Annotated in this window: 3 protein-coding genes; 1 reads left to right on the plus strand and 2 read right to left on the minus strand. The window is 36.5% G+C overall.

Features of this window, described 5'->3' with window-relative positions:
- Together ACFINH_RS09650 and ACFINH_RS09655 are read right to left on the minus strand one after the other, a co-directional pair.
- A partial coding sequence (locus ACFINH_RS09650; protein ID WP_375632946.1) for a YdaU family protein occupies positions 1 to 500 on the minus strand: 500 nt, incomplete at its 3' end.
- Positions 501 to 626: 126 nt separating this feature from the next.
- Positions 627 to 974, minus strand: a complete 348-nt coding sequence (locus ACFINH_RS09655) for a hypothetical protein (protein WP_375632948.1) — start codon at positions 972 to 974, stop codon at positions 627 to 629.
- 110 nt (positions 975 to 1,084) lie between these two features.
- On the opposite strand from ACFINH_RS09655, the gene ACFINH_RS09660 reads away from it, so the two are divergent.
- Positions 1,085 to 1,702 (plus strand): S24 family peptidase, encoded by a 618-nt coding sequence (locus ACFINH_RS09660; protein WP_012754749.1) that lies wholly within the window; start codon positions 1,085 to 1,087, stop codon positions 1,700 to 1,702.
- The last annotated feature ends 367 nt before the right edge of the window (positions 1,703 to 2,069 follow it).

Consider the following 2,069-nt stretch of genomic DNA (forward strand, 5'->3'; position numbering starts at 1 on the left):
TTTTTTGCTAAAACGATAGTTTTAGTTTTTTTATATATATTCTTATTCTGGTTCTTTATAGCTTGATTTTGCTTAGCGTTTGCTTCAGCAAAAAAAACGTTTTGCTTGTCATTTGCTTCAGCAAAATTATTAACATGTTGTTTTGTATTGTTTTTTGCTTGTGCACCTTTTTTACCAGCCTCACTACGAACTTGCGATATGTGCTCTTTTTTATCAGCAAAATCGTTCAGCTCTTCTTCAACGCGCGTATTCCACAATCCATTATCTGTCTCAACAAGTTTATCATTCCTCATTAAGTATTCGACAATAGCTGCAAATTTTTTCTGCGAACAATTGCAAGCACGTGCAAGCGTTTCAAAATCTTCTTTAATTGGTGCTTTTTTATCGTACATGCGAACGAGAAGCGTCATATAAGCGCCCCTTTGCTCTAACGTCATTCCATCTGTACCACTTATCCAGTCATACAAATGGAATCTTATCCATGGCATACCATTAGACATGCGCATCCCCTTCTTTCATTAAATATAAATGAGTGATCATAATCCCCCCCTTAAAGCTGTTGCGTATTTATGCGTGCGCATGGTGACGCGTAATCTATTAATTTGGTCTCTTTATTTAATGCCTGTTTAAGAATGTGAATGGTGCTGTTGATGTTCATTACTATCTGTAGGAGCAGCACTATGAGAAGATATTACTGTTTGTGATGCATTTGCTGTACTAATTTTCTCCACCAGATGAAGCGTATCTTTTCTTCGTTTTGTCATTGGACGAATAACTCTATGGGATTTACTCCCATAATTATGTAGGAACCAATCTAGTGTAACCCAAGATAGACCCTTGGCTTTAGACAACTGAATAATTATATTCCAGTATTTTGGAGAAATACTATTGCGATCACGCATTTTACGCGCAGCCTCATAGCTACAACCAATTTCTTTTGCAAATTGGCGTATAGATCCCCAAGATTCAATCAAACTTTTGACATAAAAATCATTAACCATGACACAAATAGTACATTACGTACAACTTTTAATCAAGATAAAATCGTACACAATGAATTAAAAAAATAGTGGATAATGTACAAATGACTTATTTGCCAAAAGATAGACTTAAAATAGCGCGTAAGAATGCTGGATACGCAACACCAAGCGAAGCTGCGCGCGCTATACCAGCTCTTAATCAAAATACCCTAATTAGTCACGAAAATGGAAATCGTGGTATTTCGCGCCAAATAGCCGAGCTCTATGGACAAGTATTTAATGTAGATCCGGGGTGGATTTTGTATGGCGAGTCTCCTCAAGAAAATCCTAACCTCAATATAAGTATTCCTGTCGTTTCATGGATTAGCGCTGGAGAATTAAGCGAGCAAGATGGGATAATGGATTTTTCAGATTATCCTATGACAGAGGCTGTTAATCTTCCTGCCGGTGAATGGATTGCTTTACGTGTAGATGGGGCATCTATGAATAAAATTAGCCCTCCAGATTCTATAATATTTGTAAATATGCGAGACAAAAAACTTGTGCCTAATGCCTGCTATGTAATTGCAGATGAATCTGGACAAGCGACATATAAACGATACAGACCTAATGATGATCCTCCTTTTCAGCCCGCTTCATACGACAAAACAATAAAGGCTCCAAAACTTGAAGGCGCTATCTCTATAATAGGTCGTGTACGGCGCACTATTCTTGATATGTAAACACAATACGATTCTCTGTTCACGTTATCGATTAGAGTGCCATCAACAGATTGAAGCAAGTTTGCTTGATTTTTATCAGTAAACAGCAAAATTTTGATTCTCTAAATCGTGCCGTGATTCGTCTTTTTTTTATTTTTTAAAAAAATAGTACATTATGTACTTGACTATCTTTGGTGCATAATGTACTAATATATCCATAAACCACGCACAAACAATCGCCAAGAGGCGTTAGGGAGGAAAAATTATGGAAAATCCAATTCTTATAAATTCTGATGAAATCTTATTAGTTATCTATGATGATGATCAAAACATTGGTCGATCGGGACCACTGGATGAAAGCCAAGTTCTAAAAATTATTGACGAGGCA

The sequence above is a fragment of the Bartonella sp. AA74HLJMH genome, from assembly GCF_042197045.1.
GTDB lineage: Bacteria > Pseudomonadota > Alphaproteobacteria > Rhizobiales > Rhizobiaceae > Bartonella.